Here is a 22,876-nt window from a genome sequence, read left to right as displayed (position 1 = left end):
GACAGCCTTCTCAAATGAACGGTAAATACTACCGTTATTTATTTGAGTAACACAGCTAAACGACAAATAAATGGAATTTCTCCAGTTAAAGAGGACGTTTGAGCTAGGAACACGGTTGTAGAAGTGAATTAACTGGGATTTTTCCATTTAATTGGATATTCAGGCCGGAATTGCTTGTATTAACTGGAGAATTCTCCGTTAACTATTGAATCAGTTTGGCATGGCAAATGCCCCCGCCCCTCAATCGAACGGTTCAGCTACGAGATATAAAGCTGGATAATTAAATTATGCTTGTAATTCTTTACCACGAATCCACACGTGTTCGAGCTCCAACTCAGGGCTGACGAGCAGCAGGTCAGCCTGCTTGCCCTGCGCAATCGAGCCGTGCGACGCCTGCAGCTGCAGCAGCCGCGCAGGGTTGCCGCTCGCGAAGCGGCTCGCGTCCTCGACGCTGACACCAACCTCGCGCACCATAAAGCGGAGCGCCTCGATCATGGTCAGCGTGCTGCCGGCGAGCGCGCCGCCTTCCGTCAATCGGGCAACGCCCGATTGGACGGTAACGGCTTGCCCGCCAAGGTCGTACTGCCCGTCGCCGAGTCCCGCGGCCGACATGGCATCTGTAATCAGCAGCAAGCCATGAGGCTGCTTAGCCTTCACCACCAGGCGAATCGCTGCCGGGTGCACATGGTGCCCATCGGCGATGATTTCGCCGCTGATGCGATCGTCGGTAAGGACCGCACCGACGGTTCCGGGCTCGCGATGATGCAGCGGCTTCATCGCGTTGAAGGTGTGCACCGCATGCGAGAGTCCCGCGCTAGCCGCCGACTGGATGTCGGCGTAGGAAGCGTCGGTGTGGCCGCACGCGGCAACGATGCCACGACTCTGCAGCCACGCGATCGTCTCAAGGCCCCCCTCGACTTCAGGGGCGAGGGTAAGCTGCTTCACGAGCTGCGGATAGCGCTCGTCCCAGTCTTGCAGCCAGCTAAGCTGTGGCGGCAGCATCAGCTTAGGATCTTGCGCACCAGCCCACTTCGGCGAGATAAATGGGCCTTCCATATGCACGCCAAGCAGCTGCGCGTAAGGCATAGGCTCTTGCATGTAGCGGCTGACTTCGCCAAGGACGCGGTCAATCGCTTCATGCGTTTGGGTCATTGTCGTGGCCAGCATGGCGGTAGTTCCGTTCTTGGCGTGAAAACGTGTAATGGTATCAAGCGTTTCGGGGCTGGCTTCCATGAAATCAGCGCCATATCCGCCATGCACGTGAACGTCGATGAAGCCCGGCAATAACCAGCTGCCGTGAGCATCGACCGTTTCGGCAGACGGATCAGCAGCGCTGGGATTCCACTGTGAACTGCTTTGAACGGAAGCGATAACGCCATCTTTTAGATGAACGACACCTTGTTCGATGACGCCTTGTTCCGTGACGATCCTTGCTCCCGTAATGACAAGTTCGCTCATTCGAACAACCTCCCTGCTTCTGAATCAAGCAGAACGACAAGGTGCGGGTGAGTTTGCAGCAGAGTAGCTGGCACTTCTGTTGTAATCGGGCCTGTAAGCGCGCGATGAACGATTTCAGCTTTGTCGGCTCCGCGAACGATTAGCAGGATTGTTTTGGCTTTGAGAATCGTGCCTACGCCCATCGTTAGAGCGTGAGTCGGAACTTCTTCAATCGAGTTGAAAAAACGCGCATTCGCTTCGCGGGTTTCTTCTTTTAATTCGACGAGATGCGTCCCGCTGATCAGGGAATCGTCAGGCTCATTAAAGCCGATATGTCCGTTATGGCCAAGGCCAAGGATTTGCAAATCAATCTGCTTCGCATCTTCGAGAAGTTCATTAAATCTTGCACATTCCGCTTCCAAGTCGGGTGCATTACCGTTAGGAAGGTGAGCTGAGGCAGCTGGCAAGTCAATATGTGCAAATAAATGCTGCTGCATGTAGGCGTAATAGCTCTCTGGGTGATCCGTCGGCAAGCCGACATATTCGTCCAGATTAAAAGAGGTGACGTTCTTAAAGCTGACGCGGCCTTTCTGGTAAGCTTTCACCAGCTCTTCATAAATACCTACTGGCGTGCCGCCTGTGGCTAAGCCTAGGACAGCTTTTGGCTGCATTTGGACAAGCGATGTAATAATTCCTGCTCCGGCCTCATTCAGCTCTTGTTGATTTTGAAAAATATGAAGATTCATATTCGTGCTCCTCACTCTCATGGACAAGTTATTTGCAGTAGATGCATGATTTATGAAATTGTTTTGCATGAAAATATCATTTTTTTGATGTAATTCTACTCATTTCAATCATAACTGAATTCATTCGTCTCGGCAACAGGCATTTTCCCAAATATGAACATTGACTTACATGGGTATGTTTGCCATTCTTAACTAAGATCATTACACGATTTGTAAATTTCATGATGGAGAAGGAGCTTGATGATGAGTACACAGAGAAATCTACCTGAGGCTATGCTTTTTGACATGGATGGCACTTTATTTCAAACCGAGACAATTCTACTGCCCGCTTATCATGCAACATTTGATGTGCTTAGAGAGAAGGGCCTATTTACGGGAGAAACACCGCCAGAAGAAAGAATTCTGGGAGCGCTGGGCATGCTGCTTGAGCATATTTGGCAGCGGGTTATGCCGGAAGCTTCTATAGAAGCGCGTCAGGCAGCCGATGAGTTGTTGCTGCAATTTCAGATGGAGGCGCTTAAGCAAGGAAAGGGTAAGTTATACGATGGCGTGGCTGAAACCTTGCAAACTCTGCGGGACAAAGGTGTCCGCTTGTTTGTGGCGAGCAACGGATTGGAGGGCTACGTCAGTCATGTAACCGAGGCGATGGGGCTTTCCCATTTATTTGAGGACCTATACAGTGCGGGGAAATATCAAACTAGATCCAAAGTTGATTTGGTTAAAATAGCGCTCGACAAGCATCAGATCGGGTCCGCGTGGATGGTAGGAGATCGTTCCTCCGATGTGGAGGCTGGCCTTAAGAATAATCTCACCGTAGCTGCTTGTGACTATGCCGGCTTCCGAGAGCCTGGGGAGCTCGAAGGCGCGCACATTCGAATCCGCAGCTTTGCTGAGCTGTTGGAATATGTTTAAGCTGAAGTTGTCGCAAACATGGTTGGCTAGGCATACACTATAGCACATTGACAGATAAAGGTGCTGATTAGAATGCCTTCTTTTGTAGGGATATTCAACATTATAAGGAACGAAGGAAGCCTGGTGAACGGTGATACGTTAGTGATTGCTCCAACAAGTGCAGCCAAATCGTACTCCGGCAGCGGCGGCGGCATAACAGGAGATTTCGCCGTTTCAAATGTTCTATTTAGCGCGACGATATCATTTGATCCGGATGTTGTGGATGCTGGGGCTAATAAAGTAGCTACTGGGACGTAAATGTATGGAAAAGGAGTAGCTTCAAGCGCGGATGACGGGCTTGGGGCTCTTTTTTTTGCGCATTACTCTCCAAATAGAGGACTCCATTCCCCTTGCATCAGCGGCTTTTTCTCAAATTTAGGCAAAACATTATTGACAGAATAAGGCTTTACTCATTAATATATGAATAAATGCTCATATATTAATATGTCATGTATAAAGTTACGGACAGCACGCCATTCTAGTGGCAGAGCGACGGGGAGGGAATGCAATGCATCAACATTCGTCAGATAAGAAATCTCATTCTCATCAGGAGCACGCTTCATGCAGCCACGAGGTCAGCGGTGAGCATACTCATTCGCAGCATGATCATGAACATGGCCAGCACGCTGGGCACAAGGATGCGCATCATGGACATCACCACGGGCATCATCACGGACACCACCACCATGGTCATGGCGGAAACAAACAGGGGCTTCTGATTGCGCTTTGCATTACGGCAGGAATCATGGTTTTGGAGTTTGTTGGAGGGCTTTGGACGAATAGTTTGGCACTGCTCTCGGATTCGGGCCATATGTTAAGTGACGCCGGGTCTCTGCTTCTGAGTTTGATTGCCTTGTGGTTCGCTGCCAAACCGTCCTCGGCAAGCAAATCCTTTGGCTTTCATCGCATTGAAATTTTAGCGGCACTTTTTAATGCCGTCACCCTTTTTCTCATTGCCGGTTTCATTATTTGGGAAGCATTTGAACGGTTTCTTCAACCGCCTGTCGTAGCCAGCGGTTCCATGATGCTCATTGCCTGCATAGGGCTGTTGGCCAATCTGCTAAGCGCGTGGTCGCTTATGCGCAAAGGGGATGTGCATGGCAATTTGAATATTCGCAGCGCATATTTGCATATTTTAGGTGATGCGCTTGGTTCTGTCGGCGCCATTGTTGCCGGTGCGGTGATGCTGATTTTTGGCTGGTATGCAGCAGATCCGATTATTAGCGTCATTGTCGCTTTGCTTATTTTGAGAGGTGCTTGGGCCGTTTTGAAATCCACGCTGCATATTTTGATGGAGGGGACGCCATCTGAAGTTTCATTCGGGGAGGTTAAGCAGGTGTTGGAGGGCATTGACGGGGTCATTAATGTCCATGATTTGCACATTTGGACGATTACTTCCGGTCTCGACGCCTTAAGCTGTCATTTGCTCATTGCTGATGATCAAGATAGCCAAACGATCCTACAGCAAGCCATTCACCGGATTGAGGAACGTTTCCATATTAGTCACTCAACTATCCAAATTGAAAATTCTACGAATACGCACTCGGAGTTAAAAGTATAAGGAGGTTATTAGATGGAAAAAGCAGTTCTGGATACTTGCGATGAAGCATGTACAGGTACGGGAGCTGTCAAGGAAGGGCATGAGCTTCCGATGACGGAAGAACTGGCGGTGGGAATTGCCGATGTATTCAAAGCATTAGGGGATCCAACGAGGGTCAAAATCATATTCTTCCTCTTGAAGCAGGAGCTCTGCGTGCATGATCTCTCAACACTTCTTTCGATGGGGCAGTCAGCAGTTTCTCATCAGCTGCGTTATTTGCGGGACATGCACATTGTTAAGCGCAGAAAAGTAGGGAAAACCGTTTTTTATTCACTGGATGATGATCACATTGAACAAATTTTTGTGCAGACCCTAGGACATCTCCAGCATATGTAAGTCGGAAGCTCCTTACAGCATAGTGCTGCTGCTTCCGATTGCGAGCTTAATCATTTGCATTCGACTCATCGCTCGAAGGTAAATCAATCTTTCGAGCGTTTTGTTTTAACATCCAGACGGCGTACTCGAGAGGTCGCGAAACCGCCTTCTGATACGTGGAGTTTTCTCCGATCTTTCGAAAGACTTCCCGGGAAGGCTTAGGATTGACTTCAAGCAGCCAAACATTTCCTTTTGGATCTACAGCGATATCCATTCCTAACTCACACAGCTTGCCGAATTTCGTTTCTAGAAAGTCTGCCAGCTTATAGGCGAAGTTGTTCATTTCCTTCTTGATGGTTTCCGTTTTCTCAGGTGAAGCAAAACGATACGCTAACAGCTTATCTTGCGAAACCGCGCTTCCGCCACCGTGAAGGTTCGAGGTGATGCTGCGGTGAGGACCGATGCGGCCAGCACAGCCGGTTACTTCCCATTCACCGCGGCCGTTTTTTTGAATCAGCAGCCGGTAATCATGCACACGTCCATCCTTAAGCGTAAGTTGTATGCCTTGTTGAACCACATAGTCCGGACTAAGCTTAAGCGTATGCAGCTTGATCGATAGCTGTTTTTCGCTTGCGCGGTAAGGGGCGATGATGGTTCTTTGCTGATTTCTTCCTTGTAATAGAAACAGATCAGGTCCCAGCTGTTCGATGCGCAGGATGCCTCTTCCACCTGTACCGTTTTTCGGTTTGACGTAGACGAGTGTATGTTTCTTGATAAATTTCAGCAGTTCTTGAACCGAGCTGTATCGCAGGGTAACCGGCAGGAAAGGGCGTATGCCTTCATTTTCAGAAAGAATCTGATGCATCGACCATTTGTTAGCTAGCGGTCTGCTAAGAAAGATCAGCTTGGCATGCCGATTGCGGAATGCTTTGAGCATTTGATAATTCGCAGCTGCTTTATAGCGGCAGCGGTCATAGATGACAGGCGGCATCGATGTGCGGCGGCGAATCCATTTGCCTAGTGAAGCATCATAGGTTAAGGTCCGCACCGAGTTGTCAGCTTCGACATCGGTTGGCGAGAATACTTCGACTTGAACGCCTATTTTCTTACCTTCTTTACTGAGCCTTTGAAAGTAAGAGAGTTCTTCCAACCGAGATTTGCTTAAATATATAGCGAGTACGCCCAGTCGTTGCGAAGACAAGCATAATCACCTTCTTCTTCCGTTATTAATTAAATAAAGACTATAACGAATAATGCGTTCAAGTGATTTTTTGCGGATTTTCGGTTCGTCGAATTTCATAGGTTTGGAGTTTGCTTCGAAGAACCAGATATGGCCTCCAACATCGACCCCGATATCCATCGACATTTCACCAAGCTGATTGCCCGATGATTTTTCAATCTGGGTCGCGAGTGTAACGACAGCTGTTTCAACCCGTCTTAATATGCTTTTTGCTTCCTTTGGTCCAAAGCCCTGTGAGAGCAGCTTGAACGGATCATCGATCGAACCGCCTCGCGGAACGTGAGTCGTGATGCTGGCTTTGCCGGCTACACGTGCGCCGATGCCTGACACGCTCCATTCTCCTTTGGACGTTTTCTGAATCAAAGCTCGTAAATCATAAGCCCGCTGTTTGTACCGTGCTAAAGCAATACCCTGCTGAACAATGTACTCGTTGGAGCCGCGGTGTCGATTCCATTCGTTCCAAAGCTCCGAGGTGGTATTGTGGACGCTGTAGGTCATTTGTTTATCAACCTGGCGGCTTAATCGGTATTGGGTTTGATTGCTTTTCGTTGTTATTCGGTCAATGCGCATAATGCCTTTTCCCGCTTTGCCTTTCACCGGCTTCAAATACAGTACGGCATGTTTGCGTAAAAGGGAAGACAGATCGTCAGCCGAACTTAATTGTTTGGTATCGGGCATATAGGGTTTGCTATCCCTGGCTCCGTTCAGCCAGCTAAATAAGGTCCATTTGTTAAAGAAGGAAGAATTGAATAAATGAATACTGGAGCTGCGGTTGCAAGCTTGAATTGCTTGTTGGACTTCGGGTTTCATTTCCATTTTGCGGTAAGGAATCCGATTGTAGACGACTTGAGGAGCGGGAACGAGTTCCCTGCTCCATTTTTTGGTTTGGTTGTTGTAGCGATAGCCGTAGATCTCATTACCGGTTAGGTTGAAATCCTTGGTTGTCACGACGTAAACATCAACCCCAAGCCGCTCACCAGTTTGAATTAAATCAAGGAAATTGTGCAAATTGCCGCGGAATACTCGATTACTGTCCTTAACAGTGAGAATGGCCAGCCTCGGATTTGGCTCTTTATCGTGCAGGAAAAAACCCATTAGTTTTCCCTCCTAGAGCGGAAACGACTTAAATAGAGGCAGTGCTCATATATATTTTGTAGAGTAGCAAGGTCTCCTTCTTTCAATGAAGGGTGCTTGAAGATCGATCTACCTGGTTTGGCATTGGCCTCGAACATCCAAATTTTCTCATTTTGATCGATACCAATATCGAATCCGAGCTCTCCAAGCAAGTGGTTATAATTATTTTCGATTCCTTCAGCGAGCTTGATCGCAGTTTCTTTGGCATTGTTCAGCACCGACTCTGCACGGCTGCCGTAAATTTGACGAAGCACTTGCTCTGGCGTCATTAATTGACCACCGTTGCGGATATGGGTGGTCACGCTGCCCTTGCCGGATTTCTTAGCTCCGATGGCGGCGACAACCCAGTTGTTACTGCCATTCTTTGTCAAGTGGAAGCGGAAATCAATGGGACAGTTGTCAATTTCAATGAGGCGGATTCCTTGCTGTGCCACGTAATTAGATAGACGGCCCCGTCCAGTTCCGAGCATTTGCATGAGTCCTTCGAATTTGCCATAACGGATGAGTACGTTTTTGCCGCCTTTGCGGTAGCGAACAAAATAACCACGTTTCGGGTTATAGGTCACTCGGAAGATACCAATGCCCAAGGAGCCCGCCGTTGGTTTCAAATAAATGAATTTATGTTTGTCGAGCATTTCTTTAATTTGGTCGGCAGATGGATTAATCCGGGACTCAGGAACAAATTTGTAAGCATCATCGCCATCTAACATTTTGTAGACATCCCATTTGTCAAAAAAGCTCCAGTTAAACAGCGGGATTCCTCTCCGCACAAAACGATCCTTAAAGCCCTCCATTCCGGCGGACTTCTCAGCTATACGGCTGGAGAGACGGTTATAGACAACATCCGGCAGCGGGAAGGTTTTACGAATCCAGCCTCCGCCTTCTTTGGGAATGATACCCGTGACGGTTTCCTGTACCCAGTTGACCCCCTTCGGACTGAAAGCGAAAATAAAGGACTTGCTTGAACCTGTATTTAAAACCTGACGGATGAATCCGGTCTTAGTACCAAAGGGAGAAGTCCCCCCTACAATATTCGTTAGAACGCCGATGAGCGGGCCGATGCGTAGTTCTTTATTCGTCGAGCTAGCGACCATAACGCTCCCCGAGCGAGGTATGCGCAGAGAAGCCATTAAAGAAAGCGGAATGTACATATGCTGACCACTTTTTTTAATCAGGCGGATCGGTAGGGTAGCTGTTTTGCTGCCGACCTTTACAGTAATCGATTTGTTACCGGTTAACCGTAAAGCTTTGACGAGTTCACTTGTTAAGTAGACCGATCTATCTGTTCGTTGTACGGCGTGGAGCATACACGTTGTCAAACTCATTAGGTTACCCTCCTAAACTTGTTGCCCTACGGGGCTTCCGTGTCAAAGTAGATAGACATGACGTCTGCCTACCCGGGCACTTACCAGCAATCCAAGCTTAACTCAGCTTTTTGTGCAGCAAATATCCAGCATAATAAATAGGGTTAGCAATGGATTTCAACCGTGCTTTGTTGTTGCGCATGCGCGCGAAAATCGTTCTGCCTGGCTTGGAATTCACTTCAAGAATCCAGACGCGCCCCCAGGTATCGATCCCAAGATCAATACCGAGCTCCGCCAATCGTCCATGATGGGTTTCCAGGAGTGGAGGGATTCGATTCGAGAGCATGGCAAGTGTTGATATGAGCTCACTTGCCTTGGTATCGCCGAATTCCTTTGTCAGAAAGGCAGAAACCTCCTCAGCGCTGCCTCCGCCATGTAGATTGGAAGTCACACTGCCGGGCTTACCGACGCGAACAGCCATACCGGTGCTTTCCCATATGCCGGAGCCGTTTTTTTGGACGAGAGAGCGAATATCGTAAGCCATTCCTTCTGAAGAATGCAGGTGCAGATATTCTTGCATCAGATACGGCCTAGTGCCGATACAGCTGCGCAGCCATTGCCAGCAGGAATAGAAATCACTAAATTGGTGATCGACGAGCCCGTTATGAGCATTGCGACCTTTGATATGATAGGTGCTTTTTCCGTTCACTGTGTTTACTTTGCGAAGATGCAGGGCACCTTTTCCTTGACTGCCGCCCTGTGGTTTAAGGAACGCATCGTCCCTCGTTTGAAGCCAATTTCTAAGAACACGGCCGCTTGTGAGCAAGTTCGTTTCAGGCAAGTAGTGGCTGATCGTGCTATCTTTTTGCAAAATTTGATCCACTTCCCATTTTCCGCCCAATCCATAACCAAGGAAGCGTATAAGGGGTGTTTCGCGCAGCTTTTTCACATGGTACTGATACTGTTCGTAGCTGCGTTTACTGCTAAAGAAACATCGATCATAAATCAGTGAGGGCAGCGGAAAGAGTTTGGTCACCCATTCCTTCGTTTCCGTCAGATAGGTGTAACCCCGTACCGTTTGCCCTTTCCAATCGATGCGATTCGGTGAGAACACGACGACGTCCAGACCTTCACGGGCGCCATAATAAGTCAGATGCTTATAAAAGCCTGAACTAGCAAAAGGCAGTTCCCGTTTCAATTCTGTGACCATAATCCCAAGTAATGGACGTTTGGTGCTTAACCGCATAGTTCCACCTCAAATCTTGGCTAAATATTTGGCATACTGTACGAGTTGTTTCACGGAAGGTCTTATTTTCTTTTCATTGTTGAGTGGCGTGTTATCATCCTTAGATGGTTTGGAGTTTACCTCAAGCAGCCAAACCTTTCCCATTCTATCTACAGCAAGGTCGATCCCCAGCTCTCCAAAATGACTCGGGATTTGGGCCTCAATCCCTTTGGCGATGTCGATAGAGGCCTTGCGCAAACGAGCCGTTACAGAGACACGAGTAGCTGGTGAAAATGGCGTTTTGGCAAGTGCGCCCACCACATTCGTCAGGCTTCCGCCTCGTGCAAGGTTGGAGACGAAATGCTGAGATCCGGCAATGCGGCCGACAATGGAAGTGATGGCCCATTCACCTTTGGTCCCACGCTGAACCAGCGAGCGGAAATCAATAGATCTGCCATCTGTTGTGATGAGATCAAGTCCTTGCTGCAGCTGATAGCGCTGGGTCTTGAGCTTGCCGGATATCGCTTGGAAGACAGCAGAAAGAGATGGGAACGTTTGTTTGCGAACGCCGGTTAGATTCGTATAATGACACGTATAGACGTCACCGGTCTCTCGGCGAATGCGGATAATCCCTTTCCCAAGGCTGCCGGTAATTGGTTTGAGGAAAAGAACGGGATGGCGGGAGGCCATGGATTTTAACATTTGATAATTTTTGAAGAGGTGGGATTCCGGTAAATACCCATGAAGGGAGCTGTCTTTGCGCAAAGCTTCGAACACTTCCGTTTTGTTCAAATATTTCTCATTGAAGACCTCTGTTCCGTAACGGGCCTTGGCATCTTTCAAAAATTGTTGAACGTTCGGCAAGTTCTCATACTTGCGCGAAGTAAGTCGGTTGTAGATGACATTTGGGATCGGAAACGATTTCTTGCTCCAGGAACCATTGGCATACGCATACGCGGAAATGGAACTGGCATTCGCTTGCATTTCACCAGGCGGGAAGAAGCAGACAACAGCTCCATAACGTTCACATGCGTCCGTCATTTCTTTACAAAAAGCGGTAATAGCACCAAATGGGCGGTCTTGGGAACTTGTATAAACGCGGCTAATCATTACGCCAATGAGAGGTCCAATCGACAAAGTGCCCACATTTTGCCTATAATGGATATTGAGCTGCGCCCCTTGATGAATACCGATCTTGGTAGCGAGGACAGGATTGAACCGTAAACTATTCGATGTAGCAGCGGTGACGACCTTGACATCCTGTTTGGCAGAGCCGAAACGCAGGATCATCGATTGATTGGACGGAACTTTCCATTTTCTTGCAATGGCTTCACTTAGAACAACGGTCCGATCATCCAAATAGATGCTGGTGCCTTGAATGGATATTCCGACTTTCGTCCTGGTCAATAGCGAACACTCCTTCCAGCATCAAAAATGGCATTGCTGTTTAAGCAAAGTAAACTACTCCATCATATGAGGACATATATCCCTTGGTGCTTGGTATGTAGTCGAAACTGTTTGGGGGAAGAGCCCAACCGCGTTTGGGTAAAATGAGGAGGTAATAGAAATGAACGTACACGATAGAGCATATGAGCTGGCAAAAGCGATTAAGGAAAGCAGCGAATACAAGGATATGCTGGAGATTCGCTCGCAGATTAACGAGGATGCAGCTAGCAAAAACCTATTGGAAGATTTTCGCTCGCGCCAAAATGAACTTCAACTGAAAATGGCTGGAGGCGAGATGCCGCCTCAAGAAGAGATGGAACAGCTGCAGAAGCTGTATGACGTATTAGCTTTGAATCCGGGAATCAAGCAGTTATTTGATGCGGAACGCCGTTTATCTGTTGTCCTGGAAGACGTTCAGCGCATTATTGCAGAGCCGTTGCAAGCTATGTTGAAATAGTGGATGGAATAGAAGATGCAATAGAAGTTAAATGAAAGGCTATTCAGGTAGTTAACTTACTTCATCCTGGATAGTCTTTTTAATTGAAGATAAGTAAGCGCTATCAGGTTGCGAAATGTGTCGAAACTGTCTATAGTAAAGGGGGATTGTTGAAAAGGAAAAGAGGACCAGAAACCGATATGGCCAAACAGAAAATCACGGAGCTAGATATCGTCAGAGCAATAGCGATCCTTGCAGTCGTCACGATCCACGTTACGGCAGACTGGACAGTAGATCCGGCTTTGAAGGGCAGCAGCTCGCAGTTGCTCATTTTATTTTTAAACAAAATAAGTTATTTTGCTGTTCCTGTGTTTATCTTTTTAAGTGGAATTGTGCTTTTTTACATATATACGGACAATTGGAGCGCTAAACAGGCCGGAGTCTTTTATTGGAAGCGGGTCAGGCAGGTGCTTGTTCCTTATATTGTATGGTCGTTTTTCTATTATATTTATAATCCGTGGCTATGGACGCCAGGGCACCCTCTGAAGATAGAACCGCGTGTGTTCCTAGAGCAGCTAAAATGGGCTGATTCCGGCTATCATTTGTATTTTATGATCATCATTGTACAGTTCTATTTGTTGTTTCCGCTGCTGGTTTGGGCTGTAAGGAATGCTGCCTGGTTCCGCAAAACGCTGGCGCTTTGGGGGCTGGCTATTCAGGCCGGCGTGTACATATACAGTCATTGGTTCGGGACAATCGACCACAAGCCGGAGCTGTGCATTACCTACTTTGCGTATTTCCTTATCGGAGGCGCAATCGGGATAAACTACGGGGTATTTCGCGCATGGCTGGAACGAAACAAAGGTTGGGTCATCCCGGCTTCGATCCTTGTCGGCCTCATCTATTCGGGACTTTATTTGTTAGGCTTAAAAGGATATACGTTTGAAAATACATGGTTTGAGGTGCTTTGGCTCCTCTATAGCCTAGGGATCGGTATTAGTTTTATCTGGGCTGGAAAATGGCTCTTGGAAAAAGCAGCGCCGGTAGGCCGCTTCTTTGTTTCTCTCGGCTCCGTGTCGTTCGGCGTGTACCTGATGCATCCAGCACTGCTCTCTCTATGGAAATATAAAGTCCATATGCCGGGCTCCATTGTGCTCTTTCATATATACAATGCGATTGTGTTAGTACTAATTGTAGCGATTCCTTGGATACTGACGCTGCTGTATCGTAAGGTAAGAAAGTTGATAGGGGCGTTGGGGAGTTAGCTAAGTAGTTAAAACAAAGGCCTGACGGGGTGACCCGTCAGGCCTTTTATTTGTTTCTTCTGACTCATATGACTCGCCAGCTCTGTCAGAGGGAACTGTAGTTCGCTATTTTGTTGAATAGGGGCAATTTCCAATTGTAAAGGGAACTGCGTTCCGTTATTTGCCAATTTCACCTGATCAACATGCCACGGAGGCCAAATAACGCCCTGTAGTTCCGCTCAGAGAGGAAAAAGCTTGTTCTCCTCCAAATTAGAGGATCACAGTTCCCACAAGATAAGCATTAGCGGAATTCTCGCTAGGTCATTCATATTTGTTGTTGGCTATTTAAATGGAAGTTGGCTGTATGGTGGAAAGCGTGATGGGACGGTGGGGAGTTAGTTTAAGTAGCTAAAACAAAGGCCTGACGGGTCAACCCGTCAGGCCTTTGTTTTGTTTGTTCCGACTCATATGACTCGTCAGCTCTGTTAGAGGGAACTGTAGTTCACTATTTTGTTGAATAGGGGCAATTTCCAATTGTAAAGGGAACTGCGTTCCGTTATTTTGCCAATTTTACCTGATCAACATGCCACGGAGGCCAAATAACGCCCTGTAGTTCCGCTCAGAGAGGAAAAAGCTTGTTCTCCTCCAAACACTAGAGGACCACAGTTCCTTGTGCAAAATCCTAGCTTTGATTCCTGCAAGTATGATAAAAAGCTAGAGTCATCTATGTTGTATTTTGTGCAACGAAAAACCGAGAAGACTTTGAAATTTCGAACTACGTTGCACAAAGTGCAGCCATTTCAGCTAAAATGGCCGAAATCGGCTCCATCTCGTTAGCTATGTTGTACAAAGTACAACATGGGGGACCGAAGGCGCCCAATCCCAATGATCATGTTGTATTAACTACAACCTAGCAGGCCAAGAAATTAGTACCCGCGCTGATATTGCTGCGGGATATAGGGATGCTCATGCCCCAGCTGCACAGCAGCATGCGTTGCCCAATACGGGTCGCGCAGCAGGCCGCGCGCGATGGCAACAAGATCCGCATCCTCGTTAGCGATGATGGACTGCGCCAGCTCCGGATCCGCCAGCAGGCCGACGGCGATGACCGGCACCTGCAGCGCTTCGCGGATTTGCCGCGCGAAAGGCACTTGGTAACCGGGGGAATTGCCCGGTTTCCGCTGCCCTGCAAGGCCTTCCCCGCCTGAGCTCACATGGAACGCATCGACGCCTGCGGCTTGATACGCTTTGGCGAGTTCCATGGCGTAATCTAGATCATATCCGCCGTCAGCGTACTCAACAGCGGAGATACGGAAAATAAGCGGCATGTCAGCTGGCATTTCTTTTTTCACTGCTTGAATGACTTCCACGCCGAATTGGGCTAGATTCTGCCCATAGCTATCGTCTCTTTTATTCGTAAGTGGCGATTGGAATTGGTGGATCAAATAGCCGTGAGCGCCATGCAGCTCGATGGTATCTACGCCTGCTTGCACTGCACGGCGGGCAGCATCGACGAATAGCTTCACGGTGTCCTGCACCTCATCTGTTGTTAACGCACGCGGCATTTTGTAGGCATCTCCAGGGAAAGGGATGGCCGATGGCGCGACAGGGACTTCCGCATCCTCAGCTTTGCGGCCTGCATGGGCAATCTGAATGCCGATTTTTGCGCCGTGCGCATGAACGCCATCAATAATTCTGGCGAAAGCAGGGATATGCTCGTCGGACCAAATGCCCAAATCATGGTCTGTAATCCGGCCATCAGGATGTACATCCGTCATTTCCATAATAAGGAGACCAGTGCCTCCGATTGCCCGGGACAGATAGTGGACGTAGTGCCACTCGTTAGGTATTCCGTCTTTTGCTGTAACTGAATATTGACACATCGGCGCCATGACGATGCGGTTTTTTATTTGCAAGCCTTTTAGCTCATAGGGCGAAAATAAATCTTTTTTCATATAATGTACCTCCGAGGATATAGATATCTAGATATATAGATATTTGACGCCGTTAGATTGGAGCGTTTGGCAAAACTATGTACCTTAGTATCGGTTGTATTATAATTAAATTCAAGTACCCACTTTTTAGTGCTATAGTAACTAAAAGTATACTAATGGGCTCCTTAAAGGTTGGAAGAGTACGCCAAGGTTCTGCGGAATAACAAACTTTACGATAGAAGGGTTGTTTCTACATTGAACGAAATCATTCAGTTACTACAAAATCATCGCTCAATTCGCAAGTTTACCGATCAACCCGTCACGGATGAACAGCTGAAGGCCATTCTAACTTCTGCTCAAGCGGCTTCAACCTCCAGTAACATGCAGGCGTACAGTGTCATTCACGTGAGGGACCAAGAGCTGAAAGACCAGCTTGCCGCGTATGCTGGCAACCAGGGCTATGTCAGCGAATGCCCGGTGTTTCTCGTATGGTGTGCGGACTTGCAGCGCTATGCGCAGGCGTCGCACCGACATGCGGATACGCCGATAACCGGCAATGCGGAGAATTTCATCATTGCCACTGTCGATGCTGCACTCGCTGCGCAGAATGCAGCCATTGCGGCCGAGTCGCTTGGACTCGGCGTCGTTTACATCGGCGGGCTGCGCAATAAGCCCGCTGAGGTCTCTCAGCTGCTGGGCCTGCCGCAGCTGGTGTACCCCATCTTCGGCATGTGCATCGGCACGCCGGATCAAGAGCCGCTGCAGCGTCCGCGGCTCCCTCTTGAAGCCGTATACCACGAGAATCGGTATACGGATAACGAAGAAGCGGTTCGTCAGTACGACGAGACGGTCCGCGGCTACATGAATGTTCGTACGGGAGGCAAAGTCGATACGACTTGGTCGAAGGAGATGGCGGGCAAGGCGCTGCGGCCGCGCGAGCACATGAAAGCTTTCCTTAACTCGCAGGGCTTCGGCGAGGTGTAAGTTTTCGATTCTTTTCGCGGATGCACTCATATTGGAAGAACTTGTCTCATACATATGAATGAGGATGATGAAGACAGGCTTGGAGAGTTCATCAGGCGAAAGGAGTGTGATCAGGTTGAAAGGCTTTAAAAATGTCGTGTACATGAGCGTAGCGCTGGGCATGCTGATTTATTCATTACCCCAATTGCAGCTTCGGGAAGTCGGCTCCCTGCCGATGATTTTTAGCAGCATTTGGATCGCTATGGCGCTTCTCGTTATTGCGTCTCATTTGCATCAGATTCTAGGTGTGGATGAAGAGAAGCGCAGAGAGCTTAAGCGCATTAACCGAATGAAAAAATGGCAGCTGGAGCAGCTAGTTCAAGGCCGCAGAAAAATGCTGCAATTTCGTAAATAGCTCAGAACAAAGGATGTTAAGCTTTGCCTTTTGACAACGAACATATGTTTGGTATAATACAAATGAAGCATCCAATCCATTAGGGTTGGATTTTTCTCATTATAGATGCTGTTCGCATTGTTCTTGCTCTTTCGAAGGTTTATACTAGTAGTACAGAGTAGTACAGGAACAGGTGAATGGGGTGTAACAGTTGGATACTCAATCCGTTGATGCGTTAACGAAGCATGAACAAATTTTACGTTATATAGAAAGCTTGAAGCTCGGCAGTCGAATCTCTGTTCGCAAAATTGCGAAGAACATGGAAGTAAGTGAAGGCACGGCATACCGAGCGATCAAAGAGGCGGAGAATCAAGGTCTCGTCTCAACTAAAGAGCGAATCGGAACCGTGCGTGTGGAGAAAAAGCTGCGGCAAAACATCGATAAGCTCACGTTTGCAGAAGTTGTGAACATGGTGGACGGACAGGTGCTTGGCGGCTCGCGCGGACTGCACAAAACGCTGAATAAATTCGTCATTGGCGCGATGGAACAGGACGCCATGATGCGATATATCGAAGCTGGAAGCCTGCTCATCGTCGGAAACCGGAACGAGGCGCACAGCTGTGCACTCGAATACGGCGCAGGAGTACTGATCACAGGCGGATTTGATACCAGCTCAGAAGTGAAGCTCCTTGCCGACAAGCTGGAGCTGCCGATTATTTCAAGCAGTTACGATACTTTTACGGTAGCTTCTATGATTAATAGAGCGATCTACGATCGCCTGATTAAGAAGAAGATTATGCTCGTTGAGGATATCCTGGCATCGGGCGCCTCCCTGTATGCGCTGAAAGCGAACAGCACGCTGAAGGACTGGCAGCGATTGTCCGAGGATACAGGCTACAGCCGTTTCCCGGTCGTTGATGAGTGGAACCGCATTATTGGCGTCGTAACGTCCAAGGATATGGTCGGAGCGAACGCTTTGCAGACGGTCGACAAGCTCATGACGCGCAGCCCGCTCACGGTCACGCCGCAGACCTCGGTAGCTTCTGCTGCCCACATGATGGTGTGGGAAGGCATCGAGTTGCTGCCTGTTGTGGATCTGAACCGCAAAATGGTGGGTGTGCTGAACCGGAGCGATGTACTCAAAGCGATGCAGTATATTCAGAAGCAGCCGCAGAACGGGGAAACGTTCGAGGATTTGATCTGGTCTGGACTCGAAGAGGTCAGAGATGAGAAAGGGACATTGCAGTTCCACGGTGTCATTACCCCTCAGATGACGAATCATCTGGGCACAGTGTCAGAGGGAGTTCTTACAACGCTCATGACTCAAGCGGCCTACCGCATCGTGCAGGAATTTAAAAAAGGCGACCTCGTCATGGACAACATGTCCACCTATTTCCTCAAACCGCTGCAAATTGATTCCAAAATAGAAATACGACCCACCATCATTGAGGTGAGCCGTAAATTTGGCAAAATTGATGTGGAAATTTATCATGCTGGGGCTTTGGTTTCCAAAGCAATGCTGACCGCCCAAGTCATCTAGCGAAGCAAACGATCGAAGTGCCCGTGATTACGAATGCCTGCGAATAAATTAAACAATCCAAGCAGGACCAGTACGGTGCCGAAGATCCGGCGGAAGCTGGACTCGCTGAAGAAGAAGAGCTGAGTGACAGCAATCATCACCAGCATCAAGCCCATGCAAATATTCATGCGAGCGGAGTAAAGACCGCGTTTGGCGGGTTCCTTTTCACGACGCGCCCGGAAGCTGAAAAAAACCGATAGGGCAAGCAGAAGGCAAATGAGAGAGAATAAAGAAACTTGAATCGCGAACATGTGGTTCATCCGTCCTTTTAAGCGAGTTTACTCTTAACTTTAGCGATTTTGGGAGGAGAATGCAATCACATCTCGCGCAACTCATGCTGAATGCTTATGTTCGCTTCTCTTGGGCTGTGATCCAAACGGTCAATTCAGTCTGAATTAACACGATCGATTTCACTTCAACAATATATTTTTTATCATGCAAAATGTAGGTTTTTTGAGTAATCAGCTTCTCATATAGAGGTTGAGCGTCTTTGACGTAAGTGGCTCTCTGGCCGATGACGAGCTTCATTTCGCTTTTAATATCACTCTCGATTTCCTTTTGAATATCTTCGCTAATAAGCTCATCCTGATTCTTGGGAACTAGATGTACATTGACGACGTTAATTAAGGATTGTTTGTTTTTTGTCTTGTTTAAACTGTCGATATCGGCACGCAAATCACGATTTTCTTGTATATATTTATGCATTTCTACGTATAGCTGCGTATAGGTGTACTGATGAATGCTCATATAGACCGCGCTCCCAATGATGGCTCCCGCAACCATCAGTGCGAAGTTCGCAAGCAAGCGCTGATAGCGGGCAAAAGGAGGAATCCTCAAGGCTGGTGACCTCCCTTGCAAATCATTTGGATGAGCGAGGTGCCGATCTGTGCTCCCACAAAGGCAACAATGATAAGAATGATTTGTTTGATTGCAGGATTCAGATGTCCAACGGCTACATGACTTTCTATATAGCGTATCGGATCAATCGTGCCGCCAACAGCAGCCACCATGGCCCAGATTTTAATATTTTCAGCCACAGTCATCATTTTCTCCGTCGGTGATTGTAGGGTCAGCACAGCAGCAATGCCGCTTAACATGCTGCCCCCGAAGACGACCCCGAAAGCAATGCAGAAGTATAAAATAATATTTGCCCAAAAGATTCCCATGACTTTACCGCTTCCTTTCCAGTCCGTTATGAGGACAAACTCTATACTTAATGTATGGGAATGCTAGGCTACAATATGATAATATGTAAGGAATAAAATGAGAGCAGGGAGGAAATGCTGATGAGTTCGTTTGTACACTTGCACGTGCATAGTGAATACAGTTTATTGGATGGTGCCGCACGCATGGAGGAGCTTGTTACACAAGCAGCTAATCTGGGCATGACCTCTCTGTCTTTGACGGATCACGGTGTCATGTATGGGGCTATCGCTTTCTACAAAGCGTGTAAGCAGCGTGGCATAAAACCGATTATTGGATGTGAGGTTTATTTTACAGCGGGCTCCATTCGCGACAAAGGGACAAGACAAGAACAGCCCATCTATCATCTCATTCTGCTTGCTAAGAATTACCAAGGTTATCAGAATCTGATGAAGCTTTGTTCGATTGGGCATTTGGAAGGCTTTCACTATAAACCGCGCATCGATCTGGAACAATTATCCAAATATTCAGAGGGACTTATCTGTCTGAGTTCCTGCTTAGGCAGCGAAATCTCACAGCACTTACTGCATAATCGGCCGGATGAAGCGAGACAAGCAGCGGAGCGGTATCAGGGTATTTTTGGCGATGACTTCTTTCTGGAAATCCAAGATCACGGCATGATTGAGCAGAAAAAAGTGATGGTTTCCATGATTGAGCTGAGCAAGCAAACCGGTATCCCGCTGATTGCGACGAACGATGTGCACTATGTGACGGAGCCGGATCATGTGATGCAGGATATTCTGATCTGTATTGGAACTGGCAAAACCGTAGATGATACGGATCGGCTCAAAATGGGAACAAGCCAGATGTATTTGAAAAGTGAAGAGGAGATGCGGCGTTTATTCGTCCATGTGCCTGAAGCGCTATCGAATACGGCTGTCGTGGCTTCGCGTTGCGAGCTCGAGCTTGAGTTTGGCAAATCGATTTTACCAAGCTTCCGTCCCATCCCTGAGCCTCTTACTGCCGCCCAATATTTACGAGAGCTGTGCGAGCAGGGCATGAATCAGAGATATGGCGCTAAGCCGGAATGGGAGCAGCTGGACTCACCGCTGAGGAAGCAAGCAGATGAACGCCTGGCTTATGAATTAGGCGTCATTGAGAAAATGGGCTTTTCCGATTATTTCTTAATTGTGTGGGACTTCATTCGTTTTGCCCACGAGAAGCACATCATGACAGGGCCAGGACGGGGATCTTCCGCTGGAAGCCTTGTAGCTTATGTGCTGCGCATAACGAATGTCGATCCGCTTCAATATAAGCTGCTTTTTGAGCGCTTTCTGAATCCTGAGCGGATTTCGATGCCTGATATCGATATCGATTTCAGCGATGAACGGCGGGATGAAGTTATTGATTACGTCGTTGCCAAATATGGGCACGAGCATGTAGCCCAAATTATTACCTTCGGAACGATGGCGGCCAAAGCAGCGGTCAGGGACGTCGGCCGTGTATTGAACGTTCCTTACGGGGACGTAGATCGCGCAGCGAAAGCCATTCCGAATCAGCTCGGCATGACGCTGACGGAGGCGCTGCAGGTAAGCTCGGACCTCAAATCTCTAGTCGCGAGACAGCCCAAAACCGCAGAGTTGCTTGAAATGGCTAAGCGTGTAGAAGGCATGCCGCGCCATGCATCGACGCATGCGGCAGGGGTTGTTATTTCCAGAGAGCCGCTCACGCAGTATGTCCCCCTTCAAGAAGGGACGACTCAGACGGCGCTAACGCAGTATACGATGGAGCATTTGGAAGCCATTGGACTTTTGAAAATGGATTTTCTAGGTTTACGGACATTGTCAATTATTGAGCGAACCGTGGATTGGATTGCACAAATGGAAGGCTTACGCTTGGATTTTGACAGGCTGGATATGGATGAGGACGCTGTTACTTATGGGATGCTGAGTAAAGGCGAAACCACCGGCGTTTTCCAATTGGAGTCAACAGGTGTCCGCAAGGTGCTGAAGGACTTGAAGCCTTCTGTTTTTGAAGATATTATCTCTGTTCTAGCCTTGTACCGTCCGGGTCCGATGGAGTTCATTCCCAAGTACATTTACGGTAAACATGGTCAAGTGGAAGTCGTTTATCCGCACCCGACGTTAGAACCGATCCTTCGGGATACGTACGGCATTATCGTGTATCAGGAGCAAATTATGCAAATTGCTTCCTCGATGGCCGGCTTTTCCTTAGGCGAAGCGGATTTGTTACGGCGTGCGGTATCCAAAAAGAAGCGGGAAGTACTCGATGAAGAACGTGCCCATTTCGTGAAAGGCAGCTTGCAGCAAGGCTTTAGTGCGGAAGAAGCGAATCATGTTTACGATATGATCGTCCGTTTTGCCGACTACGGCTTTCCTAGAGCGCATGCTACGGCCTATGGGGTATTGGCTTTTCAAACGGCATATCTCAAAGCGCATTACCCGATTTATTTCATGGCCTCCATGTTAACGGCGGTGATGGGGAACCACAGGAAGGTAGCCGAATATGTAGACGAGTGTAGGCGGACGAAGATCGCTGTTCTTCCGCCGGATGTGAATAAGAGCGGAACGGTGTTTACGCCTGATCCTCAAACTGGGGCGATCCGGTTCGGTCTTGCCGCAATCAAAAATGTAGGCACGCAAGCGATCGATGCTATATTATTTGAACGCAAGAAATCTTCCTTCGAGAGCTTGCTTGACTTCTGCCGACGTGTTGATTTGCGAGTCTGCAACAAGCGGGTCGTCGAATCGTTGATTCAAGGCGGAGCTTTCGACTCTTTGGGAGGTCACCGTGCTCAGCTTATGGCCATTCTGGATGAAACGATTGCTTCCGCTACCAAATGGCGCAAGGAGCGGGACGACTTGCAGCTTCACCTGTTCGGCTTTGTCGAGGAGCCGAACTGGGAAGTTGAAGTTCCGAACATTCCCGTCATGCCGCAGAGCAAACAGCTGGAACTCGAGAAGGAACTTTTGGGCATGTACATCTCAGGCCATCCGCTGGATGCCTACGCACAGCCGCTTGAGGAGATGGAAGCGGTCATGCTCCATCAGCTGGTTGAGCTGCCGGATAACAGCGAGGTTCTTGTAGCCGGGATGATCCTCTCAAACAAGACAATCGTAACCAAGAAAGGACAGCCCATGGCGTTCATGGAGCTGGAGGATCGCATCGACAAGGTCGAGGTGGTGCTCTTCCCAGAGACCTGGAAGAACGCGGCTCCGCTCGTGCAGAAGGGCAGACTCGTCCTCGTCAAGGCGAAGCTGCAACTTCAGGACGAGGATCCGCCTAAGCTGCTCGCCGAGCAGGTGGCCCCGCTGGATGACCCAGCGGCCATACAGCGGCTTCGCCGGCAGCCCGGAGCGCCTAGGCGAGCCGCTCACGCAGTCAATGGCCAGCCTGTTCGCGCGGCAGCCGTACCTGGGGCTGCGCGCAGCGGCGCCCCTGTCCAGCAAGCGGCCCCGTCATCGGGCCGCCAGGCAGCCGCTGCCGAGGCGAAGCCGCAGCGGGTGTTCGTCAAGATCTCGGCTGACTGCGAGCAGCCGGATAAGCTCTTGCAGCTGAAGGCGCTGCTGAAGCTGCACAAAGGGCCGCTCGCGGTTGCGCTTTTCTACGAAAGCAGCAACAAGCTTTTGGCCCTGAGCGACCAATATTTGATCGATCCCTCCAAGGATCTGATCCGGATGATTGAAACGATCATGGGTAAAGATTCCGTAAGGGTGAAATAAAGCATGAATCCTCCGCATATGAATAGGAACCCGGCATTTCAG

Annotated in this window: 21 protein-coding genes; 10 read left to right on the top strand and 11 right to left on the bottom strand. The window is 48.6% G+C overall.

The window, feature by feature from the left end:
* Nucleotides 1–285 precede the first annotated feature (285 nt).
* Nucleotides 286–1,458, bottom strand: a complete 1,173-nt coding sequence (nagA, locus tag AC58UW_RS07880) for an N-acetylglucosamine-6-phosphate deacetylase (RefSeq protein WP_497420150.1) — start codon at nt 1,456–1,458, stop codon at nt 286–288.
* Nucleotides 1,455–2,183 carry a glucosamine-6-phosphate deaminase gene (nagB, locus tag AC58UW_RS07875; protein ID WP_497420149.1) on the bottom strand — a complete coding sequence of 243 codons (729 nt, stop codon included), beginning with the start codon at nt 2,181–2,183 and terminating at the stop codon, nt 1,455–1,457. The genes nagA and nagB overlap by 4 nt, the downstream gene beginning before the upstream one ends.
* A gap of 243 nt (nt 2,184–2,426) precedes the next feature.
* Here nagB and AC58UW_RS07870 point away from each other — a divergent pair, with 243 nt between their 5' ends.
* The 4 genes from AC58UW_RS07870 (at nt 2,427) to AC58UW_RS07855 (ending at nt 5,070) form a co-directional block, all read left to right on the top strand.
* Entirely contained in the window at nt 2,427–3,095 is a 669-nt protein-coding gene (locus AC58UW_RS07870) for an HAD family hydrolase (protein WP_497420148.1), read from the top strand.
* Nucleotides 3,096–3,167: 72 nt separating this feature from the next.
* Nucleotides 3,168–3,392 carry a spore germination protein gene (locus tag AC58UW_RS07865; protein WP_497420147.1) on the top strand — a complete coding sequence of 75 codons (225 nt, stop codon included), beginning with the start codon at nt 3,168–3,170 and terminating at the stop codon, nt 3,390–3,392.
* 250 nt (nt 3,393–3,642) lie between these two features.
* Nucleotides 3,643–4,695, top strand: a complete 1,053-nt coding sequence (locus AC58UW_RS07860; RefSeq protein ID WP_497420146.1) for a cation diffusion facilitator family transporter — start codon at nt 3,643–3,645, stop codon at nt 4,693–4,695.
* A 12-nt stretch (nt 4,696–4,707) separates the two neighbouring features.
* On the top strand, nt 4,708–5,070 hold the full coding sequence (locus AC58UW_RS07855; protein WP_497420145.1) for an ArsR/SmtB family transcription factor: 363 nt from the start codon (nt 4,708–4,710) through the stop codon (nt 5,068–5,070).
* A 46-nt stretch (nt 5,071–5,116) separates the two neighbouring features.
* Here AC58UW_RS07855 and AC58UW_RS07850 read toward each other — a convergent pair whose 3' ends face one another.
* From AC58UW_RS07850 to AC58UW_RS07830, 5 genes are all read right to left on the bottom strand, one after another.
* A complete protein-coding gene (locus AC58UW_RS07850) occupies nt 5,117–6,250 on the bottom strand; it encodes a YheC/YheD family endospore coat-associated protein (RefSeq protein ID WP_497420144.1) in 1,134 nt (377 codons plus the stop codon).
* A gap of 6 nt (nt 6,251–6,256) precedes the next feature.
* Nucleotides 6,257–7,384: a YheC/YheD family endospore coat-associated protein gene (locus tag AC58UW_RS07845; RefSeq protein ID WP_497420143.1), complete on the bottom strand. Its 1,128-nt coding sequence runs from the start codon at nt 7,382–7,384 to the stop codon at nt 6,257–6,259.
* Complete coding sequence (locus AC58UW_RS07840; protein WP_497420142.1) at nt 7,384–8,748, bottom strand: YheC/YheD family endospore coat-associated protein; 1,365 nt, start codon at nt 8,746–8,748, stop codon at nt 7,384–7,386. Before AC58UW_RS07840 ends, AC58UW_RS07845 begins: the two co-directional genes overlap by 1 nt.
* A 97-nt stretch (nt 8,749–8,845) precedes the next feature.
* Entirely contained in the window at nt 8,846–9,973 is a 1,128-nt protein-coding gene (locus tag AC58UW_RS07835; RefSeq protein ID WP_497420141.1) for a YheC/YheD family endospore coat-associated protein, read from the bottom strand.
* A 9-nt stretch (nt 9,974–9,982) separates the two neighbouring features.
* Nucleotides 9,983–11,359 carry a YheC/YheD family endospore coat-associated protein gene (locus tag AC58UW_RS07830; RefSeq protein ID WP_497420140.1) on the bottom strand — a complete coding sequence of 459 codons (1,377 nt, stop codon included), beginning with the start codon at nt 11,357–11,359 and terminating at the stop codon, nt 9,983–9,985.
* Between the two features lie 160 nt (nt 11,360–11,519).
* Between AC58UW_RS07830 and AC58UW_RS07825 the strand changes: the two genes are divergently transcribed.
* Together AC58UW_RS07825 and AC58UW_RS07820 are read left to right on the top strand one after the other, a co-directional pair.
* Nucleotides 11,520–11,855 carry a YlbF family regulator gene (locus AC58UW_RS07825; RefSeq protein ID WP_497420139.1) on the top strand — a complete coding sequence of 112 codons (336 nt, stop codon included), beginning with the start codon at nt 11,520–11,522 and terminating at the stop codon, nt 11,853–11,855.
* 149 nt (nt 11,856–12,004) lie between these two features.
* Nucleotides 12,005–13,099, top strand: a complete 1,095-nt coding sequence (locus AC58UW_RS07820) for an acyltransferase (protein WP_497420138.1) — start codon at nt 12,005–12,007, stop codon at nt 13,097–13,099.
* A gap of 905 nt (nt 13,100–14,004) precedes the next feature.
* On the opposite strand, the gene AC58UW_RS07815 is transcribed toward AC58UW_RS07820, so the two are convergent.
* Nucleotides 14,005–15,033: an NADH:flavin oxidoreductase/NADH oxidase gene (locus AC58UW_RS07815; protein ID WP_497420137.1), complete on the bottom strand. Its 1,029-nt coding sequence runs from the start codon at nt 15,031–15,033 to the stop codon at nt 14,005–14,007.
* Nucleotides 15,034–15,267: 234 nt separating this feature from the next.
* Between AC58UW_RS07815 and nfsA the strand changes: the two genes are divergently transcribed.
* From nfsA to AC58UW_RS07800, 3 genes are all read left to right on the top strand, one after another.
* The gene (gene nfsA / locus AC58UW_RS07810; RefSeq protein ID WP_497420136.1) at nt 15,268–15,996 is read left to right on the top strand and encodes an oxygen-insensitive NADPH nitroreductase; all 729 of its coding nucleotides are present in this window, start codon (nt 15,268–15,270) and stop codon (nt 15,994–15,996) included.
* Nucleotides 15,997–16,060: 64 nt separating this feature from the next.
* Nucleotides 16,061–16,390 carry a hypothetical protein gene (locus tag AC58UW_RS07805; RefSeq protein ID WP_497420135.1) on the top strand — a complete coding sequence of 110 codons (330 nt, stop codon included), beginning with the start codon at nt 16,061–16,063 and terminating at the stop codon, nt 16,388–16,390.
* Between the two features lie 190 nt (nt 16,391–16,580).
* Nucleotides 16,581–17,909, top strand: a complete 1,329-nt coding sequence (locus AC58UW_RS07800) for a DRTGG domain-containing protein (RefSeq protein ID WP_497420134.1) — start codon at nt 16,581–16,583, stop codon at nt 17,907–17,909.
* On the opposite strand, the gene AC58UW_RS07795 is transcribed toward AC58UW_RS07800, so the two are convergent.
* From AC58UW_RS07795 to AC58UW_RS07785, 3 genes are all read right to left on the bottom strand, one after another.
* Nucleotides 17,906–18,208 (bottom strand): YtpI family protein, encoded by a 303-nt coding sequence (locus AC58UW_RS07795; protein WP_497420133.1) that lies wholly within the window; start codon nt 18,206–18,208, stop codon nt 17,906–17,908. The two genes, AC58UW_RS07800 and AC58UW_RS07795, sit on opposite strands and share 4 nt — an antisense overlap.
* 85 nt (nt 18,209–18,293) lie before the next feature.
* Entirely contained in the window at nt 18,294–18,785 is a 492-nt protein-coding gene (locus AC58UW_RS07790; RefSeq protein WP_497420132.1) for a sporulation membrane protein YtrI, read from the bottom strand.
* On the bottom strand, nt 18,782–19,114 hold the full coding sequence (locus AC58UW_RS07785; RefSeq protein ID WP_497420131.1) for a YtrH family sporulation protein: 333 nt from the start codon (nt 19,112–19,114) through the stop codon (nt 18,782–18,784). Before AC58UW_RS07785 ends, AC58UW_RS07790 begins: the two co-directional genes overlap by 4 nt.
* A gap of 120 nt (nt 19,115–19,234) precedes the next feature.
* Here AC58UW_RS07785 and AC58UW_RS07780 point away from each other — a divergent pair, with 120 nt between their 5' ends.
* Nucleotides 19,235–22,834, top strand: coding sequence for a DNA polymerase III subunit alpha (locus AC58UW_RS07780; RefSeq protein WP_497420130.1), 3,600 nt, complete (start codon nt 19,235–19,237; stop codon nt 22,832–22,834).
* Nucleotides 22,835–22,876 lie beyond the last annotated feature (42 nt).

The sequence above is a fragment of the Paenibacillus sp. J22R160 genome (genome assembly GCF_059692135.1).
The sequence above is the reverse complement of the archived record's forward strand: the minus strand, read 5'-3'. Positions and strand labels throughout refer to the sequence as shown.